At 60.4% G+C, this 22572-nt stretch carries 17 protein-coding genes; 8 read left to right on the top strand and 9 right to left on the bottom strand.

Features of this window, described 5'->3' with window-relative positions:
• Positions 1 to 7 precede the first annotated feature (7 nt).
• Entirely contained in the window at positions 8 to 1255 is a 1248-nt protein-coding gene (locus ACMX25_RS06395) for an ISL3 family transposase (protein ID WP_414948675.1), read from the bottom strand.
• On the opposite strand from ACMX25_RS06395, the gene ACMX25_RS06390 reads away from it, so the two are divergent.
• Positions 1233 to 1676, top strand: coding sequence for a hypothetical protein (locus tag ACMX25_RS06390; protein ID WP_414948674.1), 444 nt, complete (start codon positions 1233 to 1235; stop codon positions 1674 to 1676). The genes ACMX25_RS06395 and ACMX25_RS06390 overlap by 23 nt on opposite strands.
• Positions 1677 to 1744: 68 nt before the next feature.
• On the opposite strand, the gene ACMX25_RS06385 is transcribed toward ACMX25_RS06390, so the two are convergent.
• From ACMX25_RS06385 to ACMX25_RS06355, 7 genes are all read right to left on the bottom strand, one after another.
• Entirely contained in the window at positions 1745 to 2752 is a 1008-nt protein-coding gene (locus tag ACMX25_RS06385; protein WP_414948673.1) for an NADP-dependent oxidoreductase, read from the bottom strand.
• A 59-nt stretch (positions 2753 to 2811) separates the two neighbouring features.
• Positions 2812 to 3276: a PaaI family thioesterase gene (locus tag ACMX25_RS06380; RefSeq protein ID WP_414948672.1), complete on the bottom strand. Its 465-nt coding sequence runs from the start codon at positions 3274 to 3276 to the stop codon at positions 2812 to 2814.
• Between the two features lie 4 nt (positions 3277 to 3280).
• Positions 3281 to 3583, bottom strand: a complete 303-nt coding sequence (locus ACMX25_RS06375) for a Dabb family protein (RefSeq protein ID WP_414948671.1) — start codon at positions 3581 to 3583, stop codon at positions 3281 to 3283.
• A gap of 76 nt (positions 3584 to 3659) precedes the next feature.
• Positions 3660 to 4838, bottom strand: coding sequence for an acetyl-CoA C-acyltransferase (locus ACMX25_RS06370; RefSeq protein ID WP_414948670.1), 1179 nt, complete (start codon positions 4836 to 4838; stop codon positions 3660 to 3662).
• Positions 4839 to 4909: 71 nt separating this feature from the next.
• Positions 4910 to 5536: a bifunctional nicotinamidase/pyrazinamidase gene (pncA, locus tag ACMX25_RS06365; RefSeq protein WP_414948669.1), complete on the bottom strand. Its 627-nt coding sequence runs from the start codon at positions 5534 to 5536 to the stop codon at positions 4910 to 4912.
• A gap of 33 nt (positions 5537 to 5569) precedes the next feature.
• Positions 5570 to 7654 carry a 3-hydroxyacyl-CoA dehydrogenase NAD-binding domain-containing protein gene (locus ACMX25_RS06360; RefSeq protein WP_414948668.1) on the bottom strand — a complete coding sequence of 695 codons (2085 nt, stop codon included), beginning with the start codon at positions 7652 to 7654 and terminating at the stop codon, positions 5570 to 5572.
• A 254-nt stretch (positions 7655 to 7908) separates the two neighbouring features.
• The gene (locus ACMX25_RS06355; protein WP_414948667.1) at positions 7909 to 9567 is read right to left on the bottom strand and encodes a 3-(methylthio)propionyl-CoA ligase; all 1659 of its coding nucleotides are present in this window, start codon (positions 9565 to 9567) and stop codon (positions 7909 to 7911) included.
• A 187-nt stretch (positions 9568 to 9754) separates the two neighbouring features.
• Between ACMX25_RS06355 and ACMX25_RS06350 the strand changes: the two genes are divergently transcribed.
• The 5 genes from ACMX25_RS06350 (at position 9755) to ACMX25_RS06330 (ending at position 13843) form a co-directional block, all read left to right on the top strand.
• The gene (locus ACMX25_RS06350; RefSeq protein WP_414948666.1) at positions 9755 to 11353 is read left to right on the top strand and encodes a protein adenylyltransferase SelO; all 1599 of its coding nucleotides are present in this window, start codon (positions 9755 to 9757) and stop codon (positions 11351 to 11353) included.
• Between the two features lie 85 nt (positions 11354 to 11438).
• The gene (gene msrB / locus ACMX25_RS06345; protein WP_414948665.1) at positions 11439 to 11861 is read left to right on the top strand and encodes a peptide-methionine (R)-S-oxide reductase MsrB; all 423 of its coding nucleotides are present in this window, start codon (positions 11439 to 11441) and stop codon (positions 11859 to 11861) included.
• A gap of 199 nt (positions 11862 to 12060) precedes the next feature.
• The gene (locus ACMX25_RS06340) at positions 12061 to 12600 is read left to right on the top strand and encodes a septation protein A (RefSeq protein ID WP_062091754.1); all 540 of its coding nucleotides are present in this window, start codon (positions 12061 to 12063) and stop codon (positions 12598 to 12600) included.
• Positions 12597 to 12920: a BolA family protein gene (locus ACMX25_RS06335; protein ID WP_414948664.1), complete on the top strand. Its 324-nt coding sequence runs from the start codon at positions 12597 to 12599 to the stop codon at positions 12918 to 12920. The genes ACMX25_RS06340 and ACMX25_RS06335 overlap by 4 nt, the downstream gene beginning before the upstream one ends.
• 140 nt (positions 12921 to 13060) lie before the next feature.
• Positions 13061 to 13843, top strand: a complete 783-nt coding sequence (locus ACMX25_RS06330; RefSeq protein WP_414948663.1) for a peptidylprolyl isomerase — start codon at positions 13061 to 13063, stop codon at positions 13841 to 13843.
• A gap of 933 nt (positions 13844 to 14776) precedes the next feature.
• Here the strand turns inward: ACMX25_RS06330 and purL are convergent.
• Positions 14777 to 18835 (bottom strand): phosphoribosylformylglycinamidine synthase, encoded by a 4059-nt coding sequence (purL, locus tag ACMX25_RS06325; RefSeq protein ID WP_414948662.1) that lies wholly within the window; start codon positions 18833 to 18835, stop codon positions 14777 to 14779.
• A gap of 490 nt (positions 18836 to 19325) precedes the next feature.
• Between purL and ACMX25_RS06320 the strand changes: the two genes are divergently transcribed.
• Positions 19326 to 20630 (top strand): FAD-dependent oxidoreductase, encoded by a 1305-nt coding sequence (locus ACMX25_RS06320; protein ID WP_414948661.1) that lies wholly within the window; start codon positions 19326 to 19328, stop codon positions 20628 to 20630.
• A 168-nt stretch (positions 20631 to 20798) separates the two neighbouring features.
• Complete coding sequence (locus ACMX25_RS06315; RefSeq protein ID WP_414948660.1) at positions 20799 to 22382, top strand: NAD(P)H-hydrate dehydratase; 1584 nt, start codon at positions 20799 to 20801, stop codon at positions 22380 to 22382.
• The last annotated feature ends 190 nt before the right edge of the window (positions 22383 to 22572 follow it).

Below are 22572 nucleotides of genomic sequence, written 5' to 3'. Positions count from 1 at the left end.
TGGTTCGTCAGTAAAAAGTGTGGGTGGATGGAGGCTCGGGAAGCTTGCCAAGTGCATGATAGAGCGCGATTTCTGTGGCTCGGAAGGTTCGGAAGCCGTACGCTTTTCTCATAGTGACTTTGGCCTTGTTGTTCAGCCCCTCGATGACGCCGCTGGAGAATTGCTTTCTGGCACGGAAGTAGTTGAGGATCAGCTCTCGGTGCGAGCGCACGGTCCAGGCAAACTTCTTCATCGGCTCGATGCGTGAGCGCATCACCTGCTTGCACCACTGGTCGAGGAACTTGCCCGCCCAGACAGGAGAGATGTAGTCCCAGAGTTGCTGGAATTCTTCTTTGAGCAGATAGGCACGTACGCTACGTAAGTTGTACTGGAGCAGCTCACGCAGGCGAACACGTTGTTTGCTAGTAAGGTTCTCGCGTCGCGCGAGCAGGCACCAGCGGGATTTTTTGAGAACAGGCTCATAGCCATCACGCGTCATGCGCCGGGCCTCATCGGCTCGCACCTCATCGATCGCTTTGTTCATCTTGGCAACGATGTGGAAACGGTCGAGGATGTTCAGGGCGTTCGGGCAATGACGCGCAATCATTTCGAGATAGGGCTTCCACATGTCGGAACACACGAATTCGACCCTCTCGCACAGCGGCTTGCCGATCAAGTCAAAGAACTTCGCGAAGCTTTCCTTAGTACGTTCCTGTCCGACCCAGAGCAGTCGCGTGCAGCCGGCCTCGATCTGGTAGACGAGCGTGAGGTACTGGTGCCCTCGGCCATACTGGATCTCGTCAACGCCGAAAGCGCGAATCGTCCCGAGCTCACGATGGTTCAGCCCCCAGTCGACGACCCATTCCACGGCATTGAAGACCTTCTCCCAACTGGTCCTGAAACTCAGCGCGGTTTCTTTGCACGACAGCTTACGAGCCCACTGGGCCAGAAACAGCATGTATGCCTTGGTCAACGTATGCTTGCCGATGGCCCACGGTACTGTCTCAACCTTTACGCCGCACTGACGGCAATCGACACGACGCATCGAATACAGCAGGATGACGGCAAAACCCCAGATCGGGATGAACTCGAAGCGACGTTCTCCGAGCGTATCGTAGCCGCTTGCGCGCTCGTTGCAGCACGAACAAACTGGTTTGGATCCTTTACGTGGGCGCACGTCAATCTCAATGGTCTGCGACCTTTCGCACAGCCGCGCCCCTTCATAAACGAAACCGCGGAAATGATGACAGGAATTGAGCAAGCGGGTCAAAAGCATGGCTAGCAAGCGAAAAATCGTCGGTAATACCGCCATTGTCACACCCGAATCAAGCGATCTTGAACGAGTCGTTCCCGACCTGCAAAACTGGCCCAAGTCCTGGAGCTTTGAGGAACAGGACATTCCGTTCGGACAGGATCTCGTCAAGATATTCACCCCGTATCTCCTGCATCTTCTGGACAGCGGTTACAGCCGGAAAACCCTGCGCCAGCATCGGGACTTCATCTGGATGCTCGGTGGTCGTCTCGTTGAAGAGCGGCAGCTTTACCGCGAACTCAGGAAGCTGGACGCCCGCTCGATACTGTTACGGTATATCGACGAGCAAGACGGTGGCCCGCTCCTGGATGACCGCTCTGAGCGCGAGCAAGGCCTCTTCGATGCCACCTGCCGAAAGCTATGCCGTTTCCTCAACGCCGCCTGAATCCATCGATTTCACCCACAAATTCCCCCGACGATCCTTTTTTCTTTTGATCGCAAGGATCCGGACGTTCAGATGAGCTTGACGAGCTGCTTGCCGAAGTTCTTGCCCTTGAGCAATCCGAGAAATGCCTCCGGCGCATTTTCAAGGCCCTGCGCAATGGTCTCGCGATATTGCAGCTTCTTCTGTGCAACGAGCCCGCCGAGTTGCGTGAGCGCCTCAGGCCATATTTCCGGCGATTCGCTGACGATGAAACCCTGCACCTTCAGCCGTTGCGTGAGTAGCAAAGCGGGCTTTTTAAGCGGCATGGGCGTTCCGTCGTAACTCGCGATCATCCCGCACAGCGCAATGCGGCCGAAGGCATTCATGCGTGACAACACTGCATCCAGTATCTCGCCGCCGACGTTTTCGAAATAGCCATCGGCCCCGTTAGGCAATGCCGCCTTTAGGTCGTCATGGAGGTTGCCGCCCTTGTAGTCGACGCATGCATCGAAGCCGAGTGTCTCGGTGACGTAGCGGCATTTGTCCGCCCCGCCCGCGATGCCCACCGCGCGGCAGCCCGCGGCTTTCGCCAACTGGCCGACCACGCTTCCCACCGCGCCGCTCGCCGCGCTGACAACGATTGTTTCACCGGCTTTCGGCTCGATGATCTTGTTGAGCCCAAGCCATGCGGTTACGCCGGGCATGCCGACCGGACCGAGATACGTCGACAGCGGGATATGCGTGTCGTCGACCTTACGCAGGCCCTTGCCATCCGACGTGCCGAATTCCTGCCAGCCGTAGGTCCCGACCACCTTGTCGCCGATCGCAAACTTCGGATTCTTCGATTCCACCACCTCGCCCACCGTCCCGCCGATCATCACCTCGTTGAGCGGCTGCGACGCGGCGTACGACTTTGAGTCGTCCATCCGGCCGCGCATGTAGGGATCGAGCGAAAGGAAATGATTGCGCACGCGCACCTGACCATCGGTCAGAGGCTGGAGCGCAGTTTCGACGAGCTTGAAATTGTCGACGCTTGCTGCGCCTTGCGGGCGCGAAACGAGGAGGATCTGGCGATTGATTGAAGTGTGTTCTGACATCGTGATACTCCTGTGCAGTCCCGATAGAAGCCAGAGCGCGAGGCGCCCTGGTAGCGGCGTCAGGCGTCGCTGGGACCGGGTGTGGCGGACGGATCTGAGCGGAGGCGTTGCTGTGCGATATCGCGGCCGACGGCGAGCCTGCGCATGTACTTGAAGGTACCCAGCGCCTTCGCGACGAAGTGGCCTTCGCTGTCGCGGATTTCGCCTTCGCAATACGCCATGGTGGTGGAGCGGTGCAACACGCGGGCAAACGCGCGGAGTTCGCCGCGGCCTGGCTGCATGAAGTTGACTTTCATTTCGACGGTGACCACGCCGATGCCGTTATCGGCGAGACTGCGCGCGGCCATCGCGAGGGCGACATCGGCGAGCGTCATGGTCACGCCTCCGTGTGCAATGCCCCACGTATTCATGTGCGTGGTGCTCAGCGGCAGCACCACTTCGCTTGCGCCATCTTCGGCGGAGATGAGCTGCACGCCGAGCGAATCGACGAACGGGCTTTCAGGGAGCGTGGAGAAATCGGTCATGGCTTCAGACTTCGTAATCGATGCATTGACGCGATTCACGTACCGCTGCAACGAAGTCCTTGATCGCCAGGTGCTTGGGATGGACCTGATAGGCCTGGAGAGCTTCCGGATTGTCGAAGTCGGAGACGAGGATGACGTCGCACGTGGCTTCGAGGCCGGGTTGCGCGACGCCCACTTCGAAGTGGCCTTGACCTGAAACAATGCTGCGGCAGCTTTCGAGCTTGGCTTTGAGTTTGACGATGTTTTCAGCGCGAGTGCCGCCTTCGGCGCTTTCCTTCAGCTTCCACATGACGATGTGACGTAACAAGACGGGCTCCCGATTGGTAGACAATGATTATGCCGATCGCCCAAGCGTATCAAAAACACCGGGCGACCGGTCAAAATCACACTACTTCAAACAACCCGGCTGCGCCCTGCCCGCCGCCAATGCACATGGTCACCACGACAAACTTCGCGCCGCGCCGCTTGCCTTCAATCAACGCGTGCCCCGTGAGCCGCGCGCCCGACACGCCATACGGATGTCCCACTGCAATCGCACCGCCGTTGACGTTCAGGCGATCAGCCGGAATGCCCAACGTATCGCGGCAATAGAGCACTTGCACGGCAAACGCTTCGTTCAGTTCCCACAGATCGATATCGCTGACCTTGAGGCCCGCTTTCTTCAACAGCTTGGGCACCGCGAATACCGGGCCAATACCCATTTCATCCGGCTCGCAACCCGCGACCGCAAAGCCGCGGAAAATCCCCAACGGCTTCAGCCCTTCTTTTTCTGCCAGCGTCGCGTTCATCACCACGCATGCCGACGCGCCATCGGAGAACTGGCTGGCATTGCCCGCCGTGACCACGCCGCCGGGCATTGCGGTGCGGATCTTCGATACCCCTTCGAGCGTCGTGTCGGCGCGAATGCCTTCATCGGAGGAGAGCGTGACTTCCTTCGTGAACATGCGGCCCGTGGCTTTATCGGCGACACCGGCGAGCACCGTGATAGGTACGATTTCGTCGTTGAACTTGCCCGCCGCTTGCGCCGCGGCCGCGCGCAATTGCGACTGCACGCCGTACTCGTCCTGCCGCTCCTTCGATATCTCGTAGCGCTTGGCAACGTTCTCGGCCGTCTGCAACATTGACCAGTAGATGGCAGGCCTGTGCTCCTTCAACCAGCCGTCCAGCAGCATGTGCTGGTTCATTTCGTTCTGCACGCACGAGATGGATTCCACGCCGCCCGCCACGTAGACGTCGCCCTCACCGGCGATCACGCGTTGGGCCGCCAGCGCGATGGTCTGCAGCCCCGATGAACAGAAGCGGTTCACGGTCATGCCCGGCACGCTCACCGGCAACCCGGCGCGCAGCGCGATCTGCCGAGCGATGTTCATGCCGGTCGCGCCTTCCGGATTCGCGCAGCCCATGATCACGTCTTCCACCCGCGCCGGGTCAATGCCCGCGCGTGCCACCGCCGCTTGCGTGGCATGGCCGCCGAGCGTCGCGCCGTGAGTCATGTTGAATGCACCGCGCCAGGATTTGGCGAGGCCCGTGCGTGCCGTCGATACGATTACCGCGTCAGTCATGCTTGTCTCCACTTCGAATACGAATAGGGTTGGTTCATTTGGCTTGATTCGGCTTTATTTGGCTGAGCTATTCAGCGCAGCAAGTCCGTCGATCCAATTCGCGTTACACCCGCCGCTGTCATCTGTTCCCACGCACGCGCAAGCGAGCCGTCGAGATCGATCGCGCGACAGGCATCGTCGATAACAACCGCTTCGAAACCCGCGCTGCGCGCATCGAGCGCCGACCACGCGACGCAATAATCCGTCGCCAGCCCGCAGCAATAGACCCGCTTCGCGCCGACATCGCGGAGATAACCCGTGAGGCCCGTCGGCGTGATGCGATCGGCTTCCATGAAGGCCGAATAACTATCGACATCCGCGTGATGCCCCTTGCGGATCACCATGCGCGCGTGCGGCACGTCGAGGTCGCGATGCAGCGCCGCGCCGTCCGTGTTCTGCACGCAATGTGTCGGCCATAAAACCTGCTGGCCGTAACTCAACGTGGCCATGTCGAAAGGCGCGCGTCCAGCGTGATTTTCGGCGAACGAAATGTGCTTCGCCGGATGCCAGTCCTGCGTCACCACCACGTGCGAAAACGCACGTGCGAGGCGATTGATCACGGGCACGACTTCGTCGCCGTGAGCGACCGGCAACGCGCCGCGCGGCATGAAGTCATTCTGGACATCGATCACAAGCAGGACTTCGTCAGCGCCTTTCATTGCGAATCTCACCGGTTGAATCTAGCTTTGAAGCTAGCTGTTGAAGCCGCGCCCTTCTGCGGCCAGTTCGGTCACGCGTGCCGCGGGCTTCCAGGCTTCGCCGTTACCTTGGCCCGCATATTTGCGCATCGCGCGTTCGACGTTGTACAGGCCGACCGTATCCGCATACAGCATCGGTCCACCGCGATACAGCGGGAAACCGTAGCCGGTCAGGTAGACCATGTCGATATCCGACGCCTTCGATGCAATCCCTTCTTCCAGGATCAGCGCGCCCTCGTTGACGAGCGCAAACACGAGCCGTTCGACAATCTCATCATCGGAGATCTTGCGGCGCTTGACGCCTTGCTCGCCCGAATACGCAACGATCATCTCGTCGACGATCTTCGACGGATGCGCCGTGCGGTCCCCGGCCTTGTAGTCGTACCAGCCCGCGCCGGTCTTCTGCCCGAAGCGCCCGGTCTCGCACAAGCGGTCCGCGATCTTCGAATACTTCAGGTCAGGTTTCTCTTGATAACGGCGTTTGCGGATCGCCCAGCCAATGTCATTGCCCGCGAGATCGCTCATGCGGAACGGTCCCATCGCGAACCCGAATTTTTCGATTGCACGGTCCACTTGCGCCGGCAGCGCGCCTTCTTCAAGCATGAAAAGCGCCTGGCGCAGATACTGTTCGATCATCCGGTTGCCGATGAAACCATCGCAGACACCCGACACCACGGCCGTCTTCTTGATCTTCTTGGCAAGCTGCATGACAGTGGCGAGCACGTCCTTCGACGTCTTCGCGCCGCGCACGACTTCCAGCAGTTTCATCACGTTGGCCGGGCTGAAGAAGTGCATGCCGACCACGTCTTCGGGACGCTTCGTGAACGCCGCAATCTTGTCGACATCGAGCGTAGACGTATTCGATGCCAGGATCGCGCCCTTCTTCGCGACCTGATCGAGTTTCGAAAAAACCTGCTCTTTCACGCCGAGTTCTTCGAACACCGCTTCGATGATCAGGTCGGCGTCCTTGAGGTCTTCATAGGCGAGCGTTGGCGTGATCAGCGCCATGCGTTCTTCCAGTTTCTCGGCCGTCAGACGGCCCTTCTTCACGGCGCTTTCGTAGTTCTTGCGGATGGTGGCGAGGCCCCGATCCAGCGCTTCTTGCTTCGTCTCCAACAGCGTGACCGGCAGGCCCGCGTTGACGAAATTCATCGCGATACCGCCGCCCATCGTCCCTGCGCCGATCACGCCAACGCGATCGATTTTCCGCACCGGGGTGCTCGAAGGGACATCGGGGATCTTGCTTGCCGCACGTTCACCGAAGAACGCATGCCGCAGCGCGCGGCTTTCGGGCGTTTGCACCAGCGCTATGAAGCAGTCGCGTTCAAAGGCCAGGCCTTTATCGAAACCGAGCTTCACGCCGGCTTCCACTGCATCGATACATTTGAGCGGCGCCGGGAAATTCTTCGCGAGCGGCGTGACGCCGTTGCGTGCGAACTGGATAAAACCTTCGGCGTTCGGATGCTCGATCTTGCGATCACGGACCTTCGGATGCGGGCCGCTTTGCGCGCCCGCTTTTTGCGCGAATTTGACGGCTGCGTCGAGCAGATCACCTTCCGCCATTTGATTGAACAATCCGGTGCCGGCCAGTTTCTCCGACATCACCGGCGCGCCCGACACAATCATGTTCAGCGCCGTTTCCAGACCAACCGCGCGCGGCAGGCGCTGCGTGCCGCCTGCGCCGGGCAGGATGCCTAACTTGACTTCCGGCAACGCGATCTGCGCGCCCGCCGACGCCACTCGATAATGCGCCCCAAGCGCCAGTTCGAGCCCGCCGCCCATGGCGACGCTGTGGATTGCCGCCACGACAGGTTTTGCGCTGCCTTCTATGACCTTGATGACCGTGTGCAGCGTGGGTTCCTGGGTTGCCTTGGGCGTATTGAATTCGGTGATATCCGCGCCGCCGGAAAACGCCTTGCCCGCGCCGATAATCACGATCGCGCTGACGGACGCATCCGCCTGCGCTTTTTCAACGCCCTCGACAATGCCAAGCCGGGTGGAGAATCCAAGGCCGTTCACGGGCGGATTGTTCAGCGTGATAACGGCGATGCCGTCGCGAGTCGTGTAGTCCACTGCCATTTGTCTACCTCCATTCGATGCCTGCCGATAGCCAGATTCTCTGGGAAACTCCTGGAAAGCGCTGATTACCGTGTCGCTGGGATTGTGAGTTACCCGAGAAGAATACACAAAAAAGAACGCTCGTTCAATTCTGTTATTTTTGGGATGGTTGAGTTTTGGTGCGGGGTCAGGAAAAAGCACGGGGAGACTGCCGAGCTGCGGGACGGCGGCCCGGTGAAGCGGGGAAGTCACGACATCAAGATTGAGTCAAATAATCAAACCACCTTTTCATCCACCGTCGGCAGCACATGCTCCCGATACAGCTCCCTCAGCCGAAGCTTTTGCAGCTTCCCTGTAGCCGTATGCGGGAGTTCATCGGCGAAAACAACATCATCCGGTTTCCACCATTTCGCCACCTTGCCGTCGTAGAACGCGAGCAGTTCCTCGCGCGTCACAGTTGCGCCCGGACGCCGCACAACCACCACCAGCGGCCGCTCCGTCCACTTCGGATGCGAACACGCAATACACGCCGCTTCCGCCACCTGCGGATGCGACATCATCACGTTCTCCAGGTCGATCGAACTGATCCATTCGCCGCCCGACTTGATCACGTCCTTGCTGCGATCGGTGATGTGCATGAAACCATCGGCGTCGATGGTCGCGACATCGCCTGTCGGAAACCAGCCATCGATCAGTGGCGAATCGTCCTTGCGAAAATACCGGCTGATCACCCACGGGCCGCGCACGTGCAGATCGCCGAACGACTTGCCGTCCCACGGGAGTTCCTGACCGTCATCGCCGACAACTTTCATGTCCACGCCGAACATCACGTGCCCCTGCTTTTCACGCGAATGCAGTTGCTCTTTCGGCGAGCGCTGCTGCTGTCTCCAGGTGAGCTTCGCAAGCGTGCCGAGCGGCGACATCTCGGTCATGCCCCACGCGTGAATCACCTCCACGCCGTAATCGTCTTCGAAGCTGCGCAGCATGGCCGGCGGACAAGCCGACCCGCCGATCACCGTGCGTTTAAGGGTATTGAAGCGCACGCCCGCTTGCTTCACGTAGTTCAGCAAGCCGAGCCAGACCGTCGGCACGCCGGCCGAAAACGTTACGCCTTCGGTTTCCATGAGATCGTAAAGCGCTTTGCCATCGAGACAATTGCCGGGCAGCACGAGCTTCGCCCCGACCAGCGCCGTGGAATGCGGGATGCCCCACGCGTTGACGTGGAACATGGGCACGACGGGCAGGATGGCATCACGGGCAGAACAACCCATGGCGTCCGGGAGCGACGCGCCGAATGCATGCAGCACGGTTGATCGATGGGTATAAAGCGCGCCCTTCGGATTGCCGGTCGTTCCCGACGTGTAGCAAAGAAACGATGCCGTGCGTTCATCGAGGACGGGCCACGCATAGTCGCCGTCGTATTTCGCCAGCAGCGTTTCGTAGCTGAGGACGGGCGTGGCCATGTCGGCGAGATGGGTGCTGATGCAGGTCTCGTCGCCGAGTGCAATCCAGCCTTTCACGTTCGGACACTGCGGCGCGATGATATCGACGAGCGTGGCGAATGTCATGTCGAACGCTACGTATTCGTCGTCGGCGTGATTGACGATGAACGCAACCTGATCGGGGAAGAGCCGCGGGTTGATCGTGTGGCAGACGGCGCCCATACCGGTCACGCCGTAATAACACTCCAGGTGGCGATACCCGTTCCACGCCAATGTGCCAATCCGTTCGCCCGGTTGCACCCCCAACCCGATCAACGCCTGCGCAAGTTGTTTCGCGCGCTTTTCGCAATCGCGCCAGGTGTAGCGATGAATGTCGCCTTCAATGCGGCGCGAGACAATCTCGGTGTCGCCGAAATGGCGTGCGGCGTGGGACAACAACGATGAAGCGAGCAGCGGTACATCCATCATCTGGCCGAAAAGCGGCGACGTCATGGGCGAGTTCCTCACAAGTCCGGATGCACGGGTTTTGATGCCTGATCTACTTGATCCACTACCTGGCGACAGTACCTCAATTCGACGCTGAGTTGATCCCCGGTCCAACGCCGGGGCGGGTTGACGCGCGCTCGTGCAGCGGCGCGGGGGCGGATTTACAATATCGGTTAATCATGAGGTGCTCAATATGTCGTTTTCCCCAAGCAGCACCGCCGCGCAAGCCGAACCAGCAAGCCTTGCGCCCGTGGCTGCCCCCGTGGATGCGCTGCTCGCATCGATAAAAATCGACAGGCCCGATGCGTTCGTTTCACTCGGCTCCGCCTTTCTCACCCGCCTGCCCGCCGCACCGTTGCCGGAGCCTTATCTGGTCGGCATTTCCGCCGATACCGCCGCGCAACTGGGTTTTGACGCTTTGGACGCACAAGATCCCGCGTTCGCCGAGCCGTTCGCCCAGCTTTTTGCGGGCAATCCCACGCCGGAATGGCCGGCGGAGAAATTGCCGTATGCGTCGGTGTATTCGGGGCATCAGTTCGGCGTGTGGGCCGGCCAGCTCGGCGATGGTCGCGCGATCGGCCTGGGCGAGATCGAGCATGACGGCAAGCGGCTCGAGCTTCAGCTAAAAGGCGCGGGACGCACGCCGTATTCGCGTATGGGCGATGGGCGGGCTGTGCTGCGGTCATCGATACGCGAGTATTTGTGCTCCGAAGCCATGCACCATCTCGGCATTCCGACGACGCGCGCGTTGTGCGTGATTGGATCGGATCAGCCCGTGCGCCGCGAAACGATGGAAACGGCGGCCGTTGTGACACGGGTCGCGCCAAGTTTCGTTCGCTTTGGCCACTTCGAGCACTTCTACACGAACGATCGGCTCGATGAATTGAAGAAGCTCACCGATCACGTGATCGACCGGTTCTATCCGCAGTGCCGCGAAGCCGACGATCCCGCGTTGGCGCTCTTGCAGGAAGTCCTGAATCGCACGGCCGACTTGATGGCGGACTGGCAAGCCGTCGGGTTTTGCCATGGCGTGATGAACACGGACAACATGTCGATTCTCGGGCTGACGATCGATTACGGCCCGTTTGGGTTTATCGATGGATTTAACGCGAATCACATCTGCAATCACTCGGATTCGCAGGGACGGTACGCTTATAAAATGCAGCCGCAGATTGGCTACTGGAATCTGTTTTGCCTCGCGCAGGCGCTGGTGCCGCTGTTCGGTCCGCAATACGACGCCGAGACGCGCAACGACAAGGTGATTGAAGACGCGCAGCGGGTCCTGGAAGGATTCAAGGACCGTTTTGCGCCCGCGCTCGAGCGCCGCATGCGCGCCAAGCTCGGTCTGGCGGAGATTCGCGACGGTGACGACAAACTCGCGAACCGCTTGTTCGAAGTAATGAACGCGAACCGGGCCGATTTCACGCTGACGTTCCGAAATCTCGCCAAAATGCGCAAAGCCGACGCTTCCGGCGACGCGCCGGCGCGTGATCTGTTCCTGGATCGCGCCGCTTTCGATGTCTGGACGAACGACTATCGGCTGCGCTTGTCGGAGGAAACACAAAGCGATGAAGCGCGGGCAAGCGCGATGAACGCCGTGAACCCAAAATATGTCTTACGCAATCATCTGGCCGAAAACGCCATCCGCCTTGCAAAAGAGAAGGATTTTTCCGAAGTTGAACGGCTGGCACAGGTGCTGCGCCATCCCTTCCATGAGCAACCTGAATTTGAAGCGTATGCCGCCCTGCCGCCCGACTGGGCGAGCGACCTGGAAGTCAGTTGCTCTTCCTGAAATAGCCCCCAAATACATGAGCCTGCTTCGGGTTCCGCGCTTTTGGACCTGATCAGCTCCGCTAAAGATCTGGAGATAGAGAACCATGAACCGAGACGATCTGACGAAAGACCCCGTTGCTCCGCTGCAGAAGGACGATGCCGAGTATCGAAAGGAATTGACCGATATCCAGTACCAGGTGACGCGCCGCGCCGCCACCGAACGGCCGTTCACCGGCGAATACTGGGATCACAAGGAGCGCGGCATATATGACTGCGTGTGCTGCGGCACGCCGCTGTTCGAGTCGGATACGAAATTTGACGCCGGTTGCGGCTGGCCAAGCTACTTCAAGCCGATCAACGGCGAAGTCATCAAGGAAAAGACGGATCGTGCGCACGGCATGCTGCGCATCGAGGTCCAGTGCCAGAACTGCGGCGCGCATCTGGGCCACGTTTTCGAGGACGGTCCCGCGCCGACCGGCCTGCGGTACTGCATCAACTCGGCTGCGCTACAATTCGAACCCAAGTAAGCGCGTCCGGCGCTGCCGGCCATTGAGCCAGTGAGAGTCGACGTTGGCGCGGCGAGCGACCTCGCCGCGCGTTTTTACATGCTTTGAAAACGGCTGACTGCGGCTATTCACTCGCCAGGCGTCGTGTTGTGCCGGTAGGAACCGGCGACACGCGGCGCGTTGCGCGCTTTCCTATTGATGCCCTCCTCGTCCCTACGACATGAAATTTCTGTTCGATCTATTTCCGATCCTCCTCTTCTTCGTCGCATTCAAGATCTGGGGCATCTACACCGCGACCGCCGTGGCTATCGTGGCTACGCTTGTGCAGATCGCCTGGGTCGCGTTCCGGCATCGCAAGGTCGATCCCATGCTGTGGGTGAGCCTGGGCGTGGTGGTCGTCTTCGGCGGCGCAACGCTCGTGCTGCATAACGACACCTTCATCAAGTGGAAACCTACCGCGCTTTACTGGTTGTTTGCCGGCGCGCTGATCGTGTCGCAGGTTGGTTTCGGCAAGAACCTCATTGAAGCGATGATGGGCAAGCAGATCGTGTTGCCGCACAGGGTGTGGGGCCAGTTGAATCTTGCGTGGGCCGTGTTTTTCGCGATCCTCGGCGTGGTCAACCTGTTCGTGGCGTTCAACTACACCACCGATCAATGGGTCAACTTCAAGCTTTTTGGCGCGACCGGGTGCTTGCTGGTGTTTATCGTCGCGCAGAGTTTGTGGCTCGCGAAGTATATGAAAGAGGACGAAGGGAAATGAGCGATCCGGGGTTTATCGAGAACTTCGTCAACGCGTCGGCTGAAGGCAAGATTGCTTATCTTGAGGCGCGGCTTAATGCGGCGCTGGATGCGTCGCAGGTGCACATCGATGACGACAGCGCCGCGCACGCGGGTCATGCGGGAGCGTCGGCGGGAAGTCACTATACGGTGACTATCGTAGCCGCCCGATTCGCCGGGAAGCCACGCGTGGCGCGGCATCGGCTGGTGTATGATGCGCTGGCCGACGAGCTGCGGCAGGATATTCATGCGCTTGCCATCAAGGCGTTTACACCCGAAGAGTTTGCAGACCAGTTCGAGTGACCCTTAGTAATCGCGCTTAATTACGCTTAATGAGCACGCTTAATAACGACGCTTGGTAACTTCACTGTTCTTCAGTCCAGTTGCTTTCAGCTAACCGATTTCAGCAACATCTCCAGCCCCGTTCTGATCAGGAACTATTGATGATTTTAAAAAATCCCCGTATTTGGGTGTTGCTGGCCGCGTTCGCGGCGGCGCCCGCGTTTGCGCAGAACATTGCCGTGGTGAACGGCACGCCGATTCCGAAGTCTCGTGTCGATGCGCTGGTCGCGCAACTCGTCCAGCAGGGTCAGCAGGACACGCCGCAATTGCAGGCGGCCGTGCGCCAAGAGTTGGTGAATCGCGAGATCCTGATGCAGGAAGCGATGCGGCGCGGGATTGCCACGCGTCCCGACGTCAAGGCGCAAATTGCCGTTGCCCAGCAGACCGTGGTGTTGCGTGCGTTGATTGAAGATTTCGTGAAGAACAATGCGCCGACCGATGCTGAGATCAAGGCGCGTTACGACGACATGGTGAAGCAGGTTGGCGGCGGCAAGGAATATCACCTGCACCATATTCTTGTCGACAACGAAGCTCAGGCTAAGGACTTGATCGCGAAGATCAAGGCTGGCGCAAGTTTTGAAGATTTGGCGAAGCAGTTCTCGAAGGATCCGGGATCGGGCAAGAATGGCGGCGATCTGGACTGGTCAAGCCCGCAGGCTTACGTGCCGGAGTTCGGCGCGGCGGCTGAGAAGTTGAAGAAGGGTGAGATAACTGACCAGCCGGTGAAGACACAATTCGGCTGGCACATCATTCGGTTGGACGATATCCGCGATGTTGCCCCGCCGCCGCTCGAGCAAGTGAAGGATCAGATTGCCAAGCAAATTCAGCAGGAAAAGCTGCAGGCTTTTGAAGAAGGTTTGCAGAAGAAGGCTGTGATTAAGTAAGGTTCGCTCGCGCCGGTGGACAAAGGGGTTTGCTGGCGCGAGGGGTCTGGATTTGCGGGTCTGGGTCATTGCCGGGTTGCTGCTTTCCAGGTCTTCGCAGGTTATATCTTGGCTGATTTCTTTATCACTATTAGCCACTGTGCGTGGCGGCACGTCATTTCTTTGTCCAAAGCGACAAAGAAACGAAGCAAAGAAAACGCTTTCACCTCTCTACCCTAAGTGTTCACAGCGTGCAGTTTCTATTCATGGGTGCCCCAAAAGCACGGTGCTCGCCGGAGCTTAGGATGTTTGAACCCCTCCTTCTCGCGAATCCTGACAGTAAAACGCTTCGCCCCGTACGCTCTCGGGCTAGCTCTAGCGACTGAACCTGCCCAAGGAACGCCCCGCGCTATCCGCGGAAAACCAACCTCCAAATTTGTATGCATGCCGAACCATCTTTTAAACCACCCAGAAATGGATCTGCAGAATGCATAAGGCCTAACCCGGAAAATAACAATGCAAACTGATAGTTAACCCGCGAAGCCCCACAGCGGCAAATACGAGCGGGGCGGTGCGGGTTTCTATGGCGAGGGTGCTTGCCCGAGAGCGTACGGGGCGCAGCGTTTTACTGTCAGGATTCGCGAGAAAGAGGGGTTCAAACATCCTAAGCTCTTGCGAGCACCGTGCTTTTGGGGCACCCATGAATAGAAACTGCACGCTGTGGACACTTAGGGTAAAGCGGTGAAAGCGTTTTCTTTGCTTCGTTTCTTTGTCGCTTTGGACAAAGAAATGACGCGCCGCCACGCGCAGTGGCTAATAGTGATAAAGAAATCAGCCAACATAAAACGCGCAAAAACCTAAAAAGCAGCAACCCGGCATTGACCCAGACCCACAAATCCAGACCCTAGCGCCAGCAAACCTCCCGGTCCACCGGCGCGAGCGAACCTTCCTACCCTACCCCACCCAGCGCCGCGCATTCTGAAACACTCGCAACCAAGGACTCGCGTCCCCAGTCCACCCCTCCGGCGTCCAGCTCATCTGCACATTCCTGTGTACCCGCTCCATGTGCGGCATCAGCACAGTAAAGCGTCCATCCGGCGTCGTGACCGACGTAATCCCTTCCGGCGAGCCATTCGGATTCAACGGATATTGCTCAGTCGCAGCGCCCTTGTTATCAACAAAACGCATCGCTACCAAAGCATTCGCAGAATCACCTTGCTGCGAGAAATCCGCAAAGCCTTCGCCATGGGCAACGGCTACCGGAATCCGCGAATCTTCCATCCCGGCGAAGAATATCGACGGTGAGCTTTGGACCTCAACCGATGCAAATCGCGCTTCGAATTGCTCCGACTTATTCCGCGTGAACTTCGGCCACGCATCGGCGCCCGGGATCATCGAAGCGAGGCTGCTCATCATCTGGCAACCATTGCAAATGCCTAGCGCAAAGGTGTCCGTGCGACCGAAAAACGCCTCGAACATGTCAGCCAGACGCGGATTGAAACGAATCGTCTTCGCCCAGCCCTCGCCCGCGCCGAGCACGTCGCCGTAAGAGAAACCGCCGCAAGCAACCGCACCCGCAAAGTCCGCCAACGTAACGCGGCCTTCCAGCAAATCGCTCATGTGGACGTCGTGGGTGTCGAAGCCCGAACGGTCGAACGCGTAAGCCGTTTCCAGATGCGAATTGACGCCCTGCTCACGCAAGATAGCCACTCGCGGACGCGCGCCCTTGCCAATGAACGGAGCCGATACATCCTGCGTCGGATCAAAAGTCAGTACCGGCGAGATGCCAGGATCAGCCGGATCGAGCAACGCGTCATATTCGGCATCGGCACAGGCGGGGTTATCGCGTAACCGCGCGATGCGCCAGCTCACTTCGCTCCAAGCACGCTGCAATTCATGACGCGGCGCTTCATAGACCTTCTTCGCATCGCGATAAATCTCGATGGCGTCACGCTCGTTCGGCTTGCCGATCACTTCGCTACACGCCGACAACCCGTGTTCGCGCAACACAGCCATCACGGCATCGCGTTCCGCCAAAGGCACCTGGATCACGCCGCCCAACTCTTCCGAAAACAACGCACGAATGGTCCGGTCTTCACGACGGCCGCTGGTCTGCTTCGCCCAGTCCTTGGCATCGCCGTAATCGGATTCGTGGTTCGGGTCGAGGATCAACATATCGACGTTCAGCGACACACCCACGTGCCCCGCAAACGCCATTTCGCAGACAGTTGCCCAGAGACCGCCATCGGAACGATCGTGGTACGCGAGCAGCTTGCCTGCAGCATTGAGCGACTGGATCGCGTTGAAGAATCGCTTGAGGTCCTCGGCGTCGTCGACGTCGGGAACGGTGTCGCCAATCTGCTGCGTCACTTGCGCCAGGATGCTGCCGCCGAGACGATTCTTGCCGCGGCCCAGGTCGATCGAGATCAGCACCGTGTCCGTGCCACGCTGCAACTGCGGCGTGAGTTGGCGGCGCACATCTTCAACCGGCGCAAACGCCGAAATGATCAGCGACACCGGCGACACGACTTCCTTCGCGACACCCGCCTCGTCCTGCCACTTGGTGCGCATCGATAGCGAATCCTTGCCCACAGGAATGCTGATGCCCAGCGCCGGGCACAACTCCATACCGATCGCCTTCACGGTATCGAACAGCGCCGCATCTTCACCGGGACTGCCGCACGCGGCCATCCAGTTAGCGGACAGCTTCAGCTTGTTCAACGATTCGATAGGCGCCGACGCAATGTTCGTCACCGCCTCGCCCACTGCCATGCGTCCCGATGCGGGCGCGTTGATCACAGCCAAAGGCGTGCGCTCAGCAATGGTCATTGCTTCGCCACGGAAACCGGCGTAGTCCATGGTGGTGATCGCGCAATCGGCGACCGGCACTTGCCACGGGCCGACCATTTGGTCGCGCGCGGTCGTGCCGCCCACCGAGCGGTCGCCGATGGTGATGAGGAACGATTTGCTCGCGACCGTCGGGTGCTTGAGCACGCTCACCGCAATCTCCGACAGCACCATTCCGGTGACATCGACAGGTTCAAACTTCAACACTTCGCGCTGCACGTCGCGATGCATCTTGGGCGTCTTACCGAGCAGGACTTCCATGGGCATATCGACAGGTTCGAGCGCTTGATCGGCGCTCTTCAAGGCATCGATCAACTGCAACTGGCGTTCTTCCGTCGCGACGCCCACCACCGCTACCGGGCAGCGTTCGCGCGTGCAGATGGCTTCGAACGAAGGCAAGCTTTCCGGCGCAATCGCCAAAACGTAACGTTCCTGCGCTTCGTTCGACCAGATTTCTCGCGGCGACAACCCCGATTCTTCAAGCTGGACGCGACGCAATTCGAAACGCGCGCCTTTGTCGGCGCCATCGACCAGTTCAGGAAACGCATTCGATAACCCGCCCGCGCCCACGTCGTGGATGCTCAGGATCGGGTTCTCAGCGCCCAACTGCCAGCACGCATTAATGACTTCTTGCGCGCGCCGCTGGATTTCCGGGTTGCCGCGCTGCACGGAATCGAAGTCGAGTTGCGCGGTGTTCGCGCCGGTGGCCATCGAACTCGCCGCGCCGCCGCCCATGCCGATCCGCATTCCCGGACCGCCGATCTGAATCAGCAGCGATCCCGGCGGCAAATCCATCTTGTGCGTATGCTGGTCCGAGATATTGCCGATCCCGCCCGCGATCATGATCGGCTTGTGATAACCCCGCACGCGCCCCGCGGCGTTTTGCTCATACGCGCGGAAATAGCCGCCCAGATTGGGCCGGCCGAATTCGTTGTTGAACGCAGCCGCGCCAATGGGACCATCGATCATGATCTGCAACGGCGATGCAATGCGCTCCGGCTTGCCATATGGCGCGTGCTCATCCGAAGGATTGCGCTGCGGCACCGGCACGGCGCTGTCGCGGGCGTTTTCCCACGGCTGGCGTGCATCGGGTAAATCCAGGTTCGATACCGAGAAACCCGCCAGGCCCGCTTTCGGTCGCGCGCCGCGGCCGGTCGCGCCTTCGTCGCGGATCTCGCCGCCCGAGCCTGTTGCCGCGCCGGCGAACGGCGAAATGGCGGTCGGATGGTTATGCGTCTCGACCTTCATCAACGTGTGGGTCAATTCGGTGTGACGGCCGTAATGTTCGTTCGCACCGCGCGGGAACCAGCGCTCGGCCGTGCCGCCTTCCATGATCGCGGAGTTGTCCGAATACGCGACGATGGTGCCCGCGTGATTCAGCTTCTCGGTGTTGCGGATCATGTTGAAGAGCGAAATGTCCTGCGGCTCGCCGTCGATGGTCCACTGTCCGTTGAAAATCTTGTGACGGCAATGTTCGCTGTTGGCTTGCGCGAACATCATCAGTTCGACGTCGGTCGGATTGCGCTCCAGCTGCTTGAATGAATCGACGAGATAGTCGATTTCATCGTCGGCCAAAGCGAGGCCGAGTTCCGCATTCGCCGTTTCCAGCGCGCTGCGGCCGTGGCCGAGGATATCGACGGCTTGCAGCGGCTGCGCCGGCAGTTCGTCGAAGAGATGCAGTGCGTGATCCCGCGACGGCGCCACGCTTTCGGTCATCCGGTCATGCAGCGCTGCGGCGACTGCCGCGCGTTCCTGCTCGCCCAACGCCTTCTTGCCGCCGATGCCGCTGCCGAGCAAGCCGCTTTTCAGGATCACCGTATATTCCACACCCCGTTCGATCCGGCGAACCTGCGTCAGGCCGCAGTGATGGGCGATGTCTGTCGCCTTGCTCGCCCATGGCGAAACGGTACCGAAGCGCGGCACGACCATGAAGGTCTCGTGCGCCCCGCGCTCGGTGCTCGCCTCGAACGGCGTTCCGTAGTGCATGAGCGCGTGGATGCGGGTGCTGTCTTCATCGGAGAGCGGATCGGCCGAGTTCACGAAATGCAGATACTGACCGCGCACGCCGACAATTGCCGGGTCGATGCGCGTCAATGTTTCGAGCAGGCGGGTTTGACGGAAATCGGAGAGGGCCGAAGCGCCGGGGAAACACGAGAAGTGGGCCATTGTCACGGTGCTTAGAGGACGTCGGGATGTCGAATTCGTCAAGGCAGACGTCAGGACGAAAGACGTCGGAGCCGTTTGCGGCAGTGCCGCAATTGGCGGTGGGAAGGCTCGGATTATAACCCGGAAGTGTCTCGAAAACGGACCTAGGGCCAAGCCACGAAACAGCCTGCCGGCGAGGCTCCAATCTCTGAAATATTCCGGAATGTCTCGCCATCGGTCCGGTGACGACCTTCAAAAGGCTTGATACACCTGGTTTTTCAGGCACCGACCCGGTCAATCGCGCCGCTGTACCATGCGTCCCGGCGTCCCGGCGGCGCGCGTTTGGCGCTATCATTGCGCGCTTTCCCTGACCGGCGTTGGGGCGCACAAAAGTCGCACGAACGCCGGTTCGCCTCTCTCACGAGAACCCCAGCGAATCCCGGGCGCCCTGACACATCGGGCGCCGGCTCGTGAACCAGTCTGGTCTTGCGCCTTCGGGCGAGAACGAATCATGGATGTCATCGTCATCGGCGGCGGAATCGCCGGCATCGCCACCGCGTATCAATTGCGTGCAAACGGGCACCGCGTCTGCGTGGTCGAGCGACATGCCACCGTTGCGCAAGGCGCAACCTACGGCCATGGCGGCTCGGTGCTGCCCTCGCCGCTCGACGTGTGGTTCGGACCGACGTTCATGCAGACACGCCGCGCGGCCAAAACCGGCATCTTGTTTAAACCCGGCTTCAATTCCGACACCCGCGAATTCGCGAAGCAACTCGCGCGGTTCCAGGACCCGGAGCTGTTCACCAGTCAATGCACTGCCCTGCGTCCGCTAGTGGATATATCGCGCGACGTGATCGCCGATATCGACTCCCGGCATGCACTCGATTACGAACAGCGCACCGGCGTGCTGCACGTATTCCGCCATGAACGCGATCTCGAGCTGGCGCAGTCCGCGATCGCCCTGCTGCAGCGCTTCGAGACGCCGCATCGCGTATTGACGCCAGAGGAATGCGTGGCGGCTGAGCCGTCGATTCCCGACGATCCGCCGTTTGCCGGCGGCGTGTTACTCGGCGACGCCCGCACCGCGAATTGCCCGTTGTTCACCAAGCTGCTCAAGCAAATGCTGGAAGACGGCGGCGTGCAATTCCAGCTTGGCCGCGAGGTCACGGCCATTCGCGCCGACAGCCAAAGTGCGGCCGTGGAACTCGGCCCGCGCGCGGGCGAAGTCGACGGTAAAGGCCGCAAGTCACGCGACGTTGAATTGATCGGCGCCGACGCCATCGTGGTCGCGGCCGGGACGGGTACGTCTGCATTGCTGGCTACGCTGGGAATCAGCTTGCCGCTGCATCCGCTGCGCCTGCACACGCTGACTGCGCCGATCGCTTACGAGGAGCGCGCGCCGCACATTACGGTGGTCGATTCCGTGAAACGCATCACGATGACGCGGATCAACCAGCGGATGCGCGTGACTGGCGGCGCGGTGCTGCAGAGCGTGGCCAAAGCGCATAAGCCGATGAACGAAGGCATGACACGGCGCGCCCTCGCGTTGCTCGGTCAGGCGACGCACGACTGGATTCCGGGCGCGGCGAAGGTATCGGCGGCGCGGGCTTGGGATGGCATCCGGCTGGTTTCGCCCGATGGTTTGCCCATCGTGAGCCCAACCGCGCACGCGCGTTTGTTCATCAATGCGGCGCACGGGCCGGCGGGGTGGGGTATCGCTTGCGGAGCGGCAAAAGTGGTGGCGGCGATGGTTTCCGGAATCACGCCTGATGTACCGGCTGAAACACTAAGCGCGCTGCGGATGGACCGGTTTTAGGGGGGTGAGCCGTTATCGGCCTCATGGCCGCGCGTTGGAATGCGGACTGGTGACATACGAAACGCAGCCGCGAACACCTTTCACTCGGATACGAATTCCCGGCCTGCGTTTGCGACAATTGGGCGCAATAATTGCGACGAGTTCACGCATTCCTCTCACGCTGGCGCCATGACCGACTCCTCCCTTTCAAACACCACTAATTCGCCCTACGTCGAGCCACGCGATCATGCGCTGGCGCTCCTGACACTGGGCGAACTCCGCACACTTGAAAGCCGCGCAGCGGCGTCCCTGCCCGCGAATACGCTTATGGCTCGCGCCGGCGCCGCGGCGGCGCAATTTCTTATCGATCAGAACCGGCATGCGCCAAATCTCGCTGCATTGCCGGTCTGGATCGTCGCCGGGCCGGGCAACAACGGCGGCGATGCGCTCGTGATGGCCGCCCGCCTGCGGCACGCCGGCATCGACGTCGAAGTCTGCATGCCGGTGGAAGTTAAACCCGACGACGCCCGCTGGGCACTCGCCGAAGCCCGGCAAGCAGGCGTCAAAATCACGACAGAAGCCCCTGCCTCCTTCGATAACCTCGGCTGGCTCGTCGACGGCATGTTCGGCATCGGCCTTGGAAGGCCGCTGGAAGGCGTGTTCGCGGATCTCGCCGCGCGCTTGTCGCGGCGCTCAAGGGCGAGCGGCGGCGTGCTTGCGCTGGATATCGCGAGCGGGCTGTCGAGCGACACCGGCGAACCGGTCAGCCGCAGCGCCGACGGCCGCGCGCAGGCCGTGCGCGCCACGCACACCATCACGTTCATTGGCGCGAAGCCGGGCCATTTCACCGGCGATGGCCGCGACCTGACGGGCAAGCTTTATATCGCCGACCTGGGGGTCAAGCCGCCACTTGAACCCTCCATCACGCTGAACGCGCCGTCGCTGTTCGGCTCGCATTTTCCGCCGCGCGATAACGCGACCAACAAAGGCACGTTCGGCACGCTGGCCGTGCTCGGCGGCGATACCGGCATGTGCGGCGCGCCCATCCTCGCCGCGCGCATGGCCCTATACGGGGGCGCCGGCAAGGTGAACGTGGCGTTCATCGGCACCGATTCGCCGCCTTACGACCCGCCGCATCCGGAACTGATGCTGCACCACGTCGACCAGATCTCCCTCGATAAAATGAATGCGCTCGCGGTTGGCTGCGGCATGGGCCAGAGCGACCGCGCGAAGAAAGTGCTCGTCGACGTCCTCGCGCTCGATGTCCCCAAGCTCTTCGATGCCGACGCGCTCAACCTGATTTCATCGGATGAGAAATTAGCAGCCAGGGTCGCCGAGCGAGGCGCTCAAGGCGATCCGTGCGTGTTGACGCCGCATCCGCTCGAAGCCGCGCGTTTACTCGGATCGGATGTGAAAAAGGTGCAAGCGGACCGGCTTGCTGCCGCCCGGCAGTTGGCTGCGCGCTTTGCTGGGGTGATCGTGTTGAAGGGCACAGGCACGATCGTCGCGTCGCCGGATGGTCGCGTGTCGGTGAATCCCACCGGCAATGCGGCGCTTGCTACGGGCGGTACGGGCGACGTGCTGGGCGGGCTGATCGGCGCATTTCTCGCGCAGCGGTTGCCGGCGTATGAGGCCGCGCTCGCAGGTGTGTATCTGCACGGCATGGCGGCCGAAGCGCTGACCGCTGAAGGCGAAGGTCCCGCAGGACTGACCGCGGGCGAACTGGCGCCAAAGGTGCGAAGTCTGCTCAACCGGCTTTTTTACCCGGCTTGACTTACTGGGCGGACATTCGCCTCGGAATAAAGCCCTCCGCCAAGTCGCGTTTATCCTGGACGAACGAAACACGCAGCGTCGGTCTATACGACGACCGTTCATGCAAGCAATCATTCATCCATCGTGGCTATACTTGTTGACTCGCGCGTAGGCGGATCGAGATAGACCATCATCCGACCTGCGCGATGAT

The organism is Caballeronia eucalypticola (assembly GCF_047608185.1).
Classification (GTDB): Bacteria; Pseudomonadota; Gammaproteobacteria; order Burkholderiales; family Burkholderiaceae; genus Caballeronia.
Note: the sequence above shows the minus strand (reverse complement) of the source record. Positions and strands in the feature narration are given on the sequence as shown.

What these genes read in the sequence shown, in the direction of transcription:
- ACMX25_RS06395 (WP_414948675.1), bottom strand. Translation starts at nt 1,255, where the DNA reads ATGCTTTTGACCCGCTTGCTCAATTCCTGTCATCATTTCCGCGGTTTC.
- ACMX25_RS06385 (WP_414948673.1), bottom strand. Translation starts at nt 2,752, where the DNA reads ATGTCAGAACACACTTCAATCAATCGCCAGATCCTCCTCGTTTCGCGC.
- ACMX25_RS06380 (WP_414948672.1), bottom strand. Translation starts at nt 3,276, where the DNA reads ATGACCGATTTCTCCACGCTCCCTGAAAGCCCGTTCGTCGATTCGCTC.
- ACMX25_RS06370 (WP_414948670.1), bottom strand. Translation starts at nt 4,838, where the DNA reads ATGACTGACGCGGTAATCGTATCGACGGCACGCACGGGCCTCGCCAAA.
- pncA (WP_414948669.1), bottom strand. Translation starts at nt 5,536, where the DNA reads ATGAAAGGCGCTGACGAAGTCCTGCTTGTGATCGATGTCCAGAATGAC.
- ACMX25_RS06360 (WP_414948668.1), bottom strand. Translation starts at nt 7,654, where the DNA reads ATGGCAGTGGACTACACGACTCGCGACGGCATCGCCGTTATCACGCTG.
- ACMX25_RS06355 (WP_414948667.1), bottom strand. Translation starts at nt 9,567, where the DNA reads ATGACGTCGCCGCTTTTCGGCCAGATGATGGATGTACCGCTGCTCGCT.
- ACMX25_RS06350 (WP_414948666.1), top strand. Translation starts at nt 9,755, where the DNA reads ATGTCGTTTTCCCCAAGCAGCACCGCCGCGCAAGCCGAACCAGCAAGC.
- msrB (WP_414948665.1), top strand. Translation starts at nt 11,439, where the DNA reads ATGAACCGAGACGATCTGACGAAAGACCCCGTTGCTCCGCTGCAGAAG.
- ACMX25_RS06340 (WP_062091754.1), top strand. Translation starts at nt 12,061, where the DNA reads ATGAAATTTCTGTTCGATCTATTTCCGATCCTCCTCTTCTTCGTCGCA.
- ACMX25_RS06335 (WP_414948664.1), top strand. Translation starts at nt 12,597, where the DNA reads ATGAGCGATCCGGGGTTTATCGAGAACTTCGTCAACGCGTCGGCTGAA.
- ACMX25_RS06330 (WP_414948663.1), top strand. Translation starts at nt 13,061, where the DNA reads ATGATTTTAAAAAATCCCCGTATTTGGGTGTTGCTGGCCGCGTTCGCG.
- purL (WP_414948662.1), bottom strand. Translation starts at nt 18,835, where the DNA reads ATGGCCCACTTCTCGTGTTTCCCCGGCGCTTCGGCCCTCTCCGATTTC.
- ACMX25_RS06320 (WP_414948661.1), top strand. Translation starts at nt 19,326, where the DNA reads ATGGATGTCATCGTCATCGGCGGCGGAATCGCCGGCATCGCCACCGCG.
- ACMX25_RS06315 (WP_414948660.1), top strand. Translation starts at nt 20,799, where the DNA reads ATGACCGACTCCTCCCTTTCAAACACCACTAATTCGCCCTACGTCGAG.